The organism is Pedobacter agri PB92 (assembly GCF_000258495.1).
In the GTDB taxonomy this organism is placed as follows: domain Bacteria; phylum Bacteroidota; class Bacteroidia; order Sphingobacteriales; family Sphingobacteriaceae; genus Pedobacter; species Pedobacter agri.
Map to the genome: position 1 here is coordinate 1 of NZ_AJLG01000235.1, position 6,160 is coordinate 6,160.

Annotated in this window: 6 protein-coding genes; 1 reads left to right on the forward strand and 5 read right to left on the reverse strand. The window is 36.7% G+C overall.

Features of this window, described 5'->3' with window-relative positions; genetic code table 11:
• Positions 1-9: 9 nt before the first annotated feature.
• From ON09_RS21820 to lpdA, 5 genes are all read right to left on the reverse strand, one after another.
• Entirely contained in the window at positions 10-396 is a 387-nt protein-coding gene (locus ON09_RS21820) for a ferritin (protein ID WP_010603200.1), read from the reverse strand.
• A gap of 316 nt (positions 397-712) precedes the next feature.
• Positions 713-1,072, reverse strand: a complete 360-nt coding sequence (locus ON09_RS21825) for a hypothetical protein (protein WP_010603201.1) — start codon at positions 1,070-1,072, stop codon at positions 713-715.
• Positions 1,073-1,140: 68 nt separating this feature from the next.
• Positions 1,141-1,713 (reverse strand): GNAT family N-acetyltransferase, encoded by a 573-nt coding sequence (locus tag ON09_RS21830; RefSeq protein WP_010603202.1) that lies wholly within the window; start codon positions 1,711-1,713, stop codon positions 1,141-1,143.
• On the reverse strand, positions 1,714-2,553 hold the full coding sequence (locus tag ON09_RS21835) for an MBL fold metallo-hydrolase (protein WP_010603203.1): 840 nt from the start codon (positions 2,551-2,553) through the stop codon (positions 1,714-1,716). It abuts the gene before it with no gap.
• A gap of 133 nt (positions 2,554-2,686) precedes the next feature.
• The gene (gene lpdA / locus ON09_RS21840; RefSeq protein ID WP_010603204.1) at positions 2,687-4,075 is read right to left on the reverse strand and encodes a dihydrolipoyl dehydrogenase; all 1,389 of its coding nucleotides are present in this window, start codon (positions 4,073-4,075) and stop codon (positions 2,687-2,689) included.
• 673 nt (positions 4,076-4,748) lie between these two features.
• Between lpdA and ON09_RS21845 the strand changes: the two genes are divergently transcribed.
• Positions 4,749-6,160, forward strand: a 1,412-nt coding sequence (locus ON09_RS21845; protein WP_010603205.1) for a TonB-dependent receptor, incomplete at its 3' end; no start/stop codon positions are given.

Consider the following 6,160-nt stretch of genomic DNA (forward strand, 5'->3'; position numbering starts at 1 on the left):
ACGTACACACTAAAATTCCATCGTTACGAAATCTTGTTCCTTGTGGCATCTTGATGCTAAATTTTTGAAACTTTGAGTAATTGCGATTTCCGCCTCAAGTGCATCTTCAAAAACTTCTCTAAATCCTGCGAAGTCAGTTTTAATACCTGTAACTTCAGGAGAGATCGCATTTCCGCCCATATCCAAAACATATTTGAATAATTTAAGCTGGTGCATTCTTTCTTCTTCCGATTGTTTTGTGAAATAATCAGCAGAATAATCATAACCATTTTGGTTACACCATGATGCCATTGATAAATATAGTGATGAAGAGTGAGCTTCTTTTTTTATTTGCTGATTTAAAAGTGTTTCGATATCCTGAGATATTAAACATTTTATACGCATTAGATCTTTCATAATTTCTGTGCTTTAATAACAATACAAATGTAAAACGAATTTGTTCAATTATATCATTTATTTGCTATATGAAATTAGTCTAAATTGCTGATAGCTAGTTATTTATAATGAGTTTAAATAATGACAAGCCGATGAAGCCTTTATAAATCGGTATTAAGAAATAGCTGGTAGGTGATCGAATGAATAACGTGAAACGGATACTCGCTGAGCGTTAGATGGATAGAAGTGAGAGGATAAAGATTAAAAGGCAAGGTCCACCAATGAACAAAGATCAATTCATTAACGAACCAATTGGAAATGACTAATGGCTAATGAACTAATAAACCAATCTGTACAGACAATCGCTAATCAGATGATTTAGCTTAAACATGGTGAAAGTGCCCTGAAGAAGGTCTTTTAAAGCAATAATTTCCAATGCGCTTAATAAGTATATATGCTCACAACCATTAAAGGTTACCAATTCGAAATCTGCTTTGTGAGTATTTAATAGAAGTGCTTCGATATCGATTTGCTCCACTACTTTTTTGAGTTTTTGAAGAGACAGACAGTTGTATTTGGCAAATTTTCCACCAAAATCTACATAGAAGCAGTTTAGTTTATCTGATTGATAAATAGAACCATGTGCATTTGAGAATACGTTAACCAGTTCATTGATATCGATACAAGCTTTTTCCATCTGATGCGAAATTGCTTATTATTTAGATTAAATACAAATAAAAATTGAAAAATATAATTTTTGTGACTTTACGTAGGCTGAACTTCGAAACAGTAGGTGAGGTGGAAATAATCTCCGCCCAGGAAAACCATACTATTTTGGGCGATAAATCCCATATTTTCATAAAGTTCTTTAGCTCTTGGATTTTCCTTTTCAACTATTAAACCAATTTTTTGGTGGCCCAATGCTTTGGCCCAATCAATGCCTGCTATGATAAGCGCCTTACCAATTCCCTTTCCTTGTGCATCAGGATGTACACTAATTGTATCAAAGTAAAATTCTCCTTCCTGCGTTTCAGGTTCTGGATGGAAGCTGTTTAATCCGTGGTTCTCTTTTAAATAACTCAGGAAGTTTTCCCTGAGTTCAAATAATTTTGCGCCATCGTATGCATTTAATGAACCTAGTATTTGATCATTCTCCTCGAACACCAGCGTGTTTTGATAGCTATATTGATTGTTTTCCTGCTGAAAGAAATAGATGAACAAACCCAGAATTACTTGCGGATTATTCGAATTTGCAAATTTGGCGGCCAAATCTCCCATAGCCTGAATAATAAGTGGTGCTACAAATGGAGCATCATGAGGGGCTGCAGGTCTGATCATTTAGATTTCGCTTAATTTAAAAGTCTGTACTACCCGAATGCCTTTTTCAGTTTTTTGTAGTGTACAGCATTCATTGATAGGATCATGTTCCAGGTAAAGAATATAGTTGTTTGCAACTGCTTCCTCCAAAAAAGCCTGTTTTTCAATTAATGTTTTAAGCGGAAACATATCATAAGCCATTACGTAAGGTAGTGGCAAGTGACCAACAGAGGGTAGGAGATCGGCCATGTACACAATAGTTTTCCCTTTATAACTGATTTTTGGAAGCATCATTGCATCCGTATGTCCATAAGCAAATGAAATTTTGATGTTTTTCTGCCATTCAATATTTTCTTCCTCCTTAATAAATTGAAGCTGACCGCTTTCCTGTATGGGTAAAATGTTTTCTTTCAGAAAAGAAGCTTTCTCACGGGGATTAGGCTCAACGGCCCACTGCCAATGTTTCTCGTTGCTCCAGTAGTTTGCGTTTTTAAATGTCGGAACCAGCTTGTCATTCACCTTGCTGATTGCTCCACCCACATGGTCGAAATGTAAATGTGTTAAAAAGACGTCAGTAATATCATCGAGGCCAAACCCTAAGTTCGCGAGGGATTTCGACATTGAAGCTTCTCCATGTAGGTAATAGTGACTAAAAAACTTTTCATCCTGTTTATTTCCAATTCCGGTATCTACCAATATCAGTTTACCTTCATCTTCAATTAATAAACATCGCATCGCCCAGGTACAAAGATTATTATGGTCTGCCGGGTTAGTTTTCTGCCAGATTACTTTTGGTACCACACCAAACATGGCGCCACCATCTAATTTAAAGAGTCCAGTATCTATGGTATGTAGTTTCATTTTATAGTTTTAGTATCAAGTGTCAAGTATACTGTAGTAAATATCAAGTACCAAGTATGAAGTTTGAATCGGTTAAAAATAAGAAAACCCTTTAGCACTAACTAAAGGGTTTTATCATTAAACAGCTTTCAGCTTATAAATGGATCACTTCGCCGTATGCATCAGCAGCAGCTTCCATAATGGCCTCACTCATGGTAGGGTGAGGGTGAACTGACTTAATCATTTCATGGCCTGTAGTTTCCAGTTTACGAGCCACCACAATTTCTGCGATCATTTCGGTTACGTTTGCACCAATCATGTGCGCACCTAACAATTCTCCATATTTGGCATCAAAAATTAATTTAATGAAACCATCTTTTGCGCCAGCAGCACTTGCTTTACCTGAAGCCGAGAATGGGAATTTTCCGATTTTAAGTTCGTAACCAGCCGCTTTTGCAGCTTTTTCAGTGTAACCTACAGATGCAATTTCAGGTGTGCAATACGTACATCCCGGAATATTATTGTAATCTAACGGTTCAACATGTTGTCCGGCAATTTTCTCTACGCAAATAATGCCTTCTGCAGATGCCACGTGAGCCAAAGCCTGACCGCCGACAACATCACCAATGGCATAGTAGCCTTTTACTGAGGTGTTATAAAACTCGTCAGTTACAATTTTACCTTTTTCCGTTTTAATGCCAGTTTCTTCTAAGCCAATGTTTTCGATATTGGCTACAATACCAGCTGCAGAAAGTACGATATCAGCTTCGATAGTTTGCATACCTGAAGCCGTTTTAACTGAAACTTTACAGCCTGCACCAGCAGTATCAACTGATTCAACAGAAGCGGAAGTCATTACATCGATACCAACTTTTTTCAAGCTGCGTAATAATTGTTTCGATACATCTTCATCTTCTACCGGAACCACATTTTCCATAAATTCTACGATAGTTACTTTGGTACCCATTGTAGCGTAGAAATAAGCAAACTCTACACCGATAGCGCCAGAACCTACTACTACCATGCTTTTTGGTAACTCAGGAAGTACCATCGCCTGGCGGTAACCTATAATTTTTTTACCGTCTTGTTTTAGGTTAGGTAATTCTCTTGAGCGGGCACCTGTAGCGATAATGATATTTTTAGCTGTTAATTCTTTTTGAGAACCATCAGCACCTTTAACTTCTAATTTGTTGCCTGGTTTTACTTTACCAGTACCCATGATCACGTCAATTTTATTCTTTTTCATTAAGAACTGAACGCCTTTACTCATGCCATCCGCAACACCGCGACTGCGTTTTACAACAGCAGCAAAATCTGCTGTAGCCTCTGCGGTAGTAATACCATAATCAGCTGCGTGATTGATATATTCGAAAACCTGAGCACTTTTTAAAAGCGCTTTAGTTGGGATACAACCCCAGTTTAAACAAATACCACCTAATGATTCACGCTCTACAATTGCAACTTTCATTCCTAATTGTGAAGCTCTGATTGCAGCTACATAACCACCTGGGCCGCTGCCTAAAACAATAACGTCGTAGTTCATATTTATATTAAAGAGATTTCCTTTTAACTATTTATTGCAGTAATCTTCTGGCGGAAGGAGTCTCCCGCATCGGGATAATTCTCGGATTGATGGTTGCCCAACTTTCCCATTACCGTATGGTCTTAATCATCGGACCATCAATTGCCAAAAACTAAAAAAAAAATGTTAATTGATTGCGATGATTATTGACATACATTGTCAAATTTTCGAAACCAACACATTCGGCTTGCTCAAAACACCTTATGCTAATTCGGCGAATCGAAATTTAGCTTTAGCATCATATAAAATGTATATATGTTAAGGGAATTGCTCATATAGGCAATTTTTAATCAGAAATTCATCCTATCGTCAGTAATTTGTAAGATTTATTCTGCTAACAGATAAATTGTTGGAAGTTTTGTTTTGAAAAATTGTTCAATTGGGTTGTTGCCGATTCAATAATCATAATATTTAAGGTATTTTCTTAATAAATATTCAATACGACTTCAAATCGATTAATAAACTGAAAGTTAAACTGTTAATCTGCCATGTTAATTGTTGAAAAGTTTTAGAATGCTTAACGATAATTTAACATTGGATGTTAAAATGTGTTAAATTTTAATCCCTACATTTGCAGCAATAAAATCACCCCCGATTATTATTCAACAAACAAAAAACAATTAAAAAACAAAGTATGAACAAATCTTTACTTTTAAGATTAGTGCTCGTTATTGTTGCAGTTGTAGGTATCACTTTCGGCGCAAGCGCTCAGGTTACCACCTCATCAATGACAGGAACAATTAAGGATGCGAGTGGTGCATTGCCAGGTGCAAGCGTTAAAGCGACGCATACACCGACAGGTTCAGTTTACACCGTTTCAACTAACGCTGATGGTAGATTTACCATTGGTGGTATGCGTGTAGGTGGTCCTTACACGGTTGAGGTAAGTTTCGTAGGTTATAAGCCTGCAAAATTATCAGACATTTCTTTGAAATTAGGTGAGCCATATTTACTTAACCTAGTGTTGGTTGATAATAGCTCAACTTTAGATGAGGTTAAAGTTGTTGGTCAAGGAACCAATAGTATTTTAAATTCAAGTAGAAATGGAACATCAACTGTAATTGGTAAGCAACAAATTCAAAGTCAACCGACAATCTCTCGTAGTGTTAACGATTTGACGCGTTTAACGCCACAAGCTAATGGTACTTCTATTGGTGGTGGTAACTACCGTTCAAACAACTTCACGGTTGATGGTGCCAACTTTAATAACCAGTTTGGTATTGGTCAGAACATTCCTGCTGGAGGTTCTCCAATTTCAATTGACGCGTTGGAGCAAATCTCGATCAATGTTACGCCTTTTGATGTTCGCCAAACTGGTTTTACAGGTGGTTCGGTAACTGCAGTTACACGTTCTGGTACAAATACTTTTTCTGGTAATGCTTTTTACACGATGCGTGGTGAAGAACAACAAGGTAAAAGAATTGGTGATTTTAGAATTGGAACACTTCAAAAATTGGATGAGAAAAACTATGGTTTCAGCTTAGGTGGTCCGATTGTAAAGGATAAATTGTTTTTCTTTGTTAACTATGAGAAAAAACACACTATTTCTCCAGGAACAACAAAGATCGCCTCTACTCCTCAACTTCCATTTAGCTCATCATCTCCTTCTTTCGTTGCTAGACCAACGGCAGATTTTTTAAATACGGTATCTTCATATTTACAGAATACATACGGTTATCAAACAGGACCTTACCAAGGTTATTCAAATATTAGTGATAATGAAAAAATGTTTGCTCGTTTAGATTGGAACATTTCTAAAAGTCATCGTTTCAGTGTACGTTATAACCAAGTTGAAAGTCAATCGCCTTCAAACTTAAGTACTTCTACTACAGGTTCTGGTATTACTTTCGGAAGTGCTGCAAACAGAGCATCAACGAATGCGCTATCTTTCTTTAATTCTAATTATTATCAGGCAGCTAACTTATATTCTGGAGTTGCTGAATTAACTTCGAATTTTGGTAGTAAAGTTACAAACGTAGCACGTGCTACTTATTCACATCAGAATGATCCTCGTACTTCTGATAGTTCACCATTTCCTTTGGTAGA

What these genes read in the sequence shown, in the direction of transcription:
- ON09_RS21820 (WP_010603200.1), bottom strand. Translation starts at nt 396, where the DNA reads ATGAAAGATCTAATGCGTATAAAATGTTTAATATCTCAGGATATCGAA.
- ON09_RS21825 (WP_010603201.1), bottom strand. Translation starts at nt 1,072, where the DNA reads ATGGAAAAAGCTTGTATCGATATCAATGAACTGGTTAACGTATTCTCA.
- ON09_RS21830 (WP_010603202.1), bottom strand. Translation starts at nt 1,713, where the DNA reads ATGATCAGACCTGCAGCCCCTCATGATGCTCCATTTGTAGCACCACTT.
- ON09_RS21835 (WP_010603203.1), bottom strand. Translation starts at nt 2,553, where the DNA reads ATGAAACTACATACCATAGATACTGGACTCTTTAAATTAGATGGTGGC.
- lpdA (WP_010603204.1), bottom strand. Translation starts at nt 4,075, where the DNA reads ATGAACTACGACGTTATTGTTTTAGGCAGCGGCCCAGGTGGTTATGTA.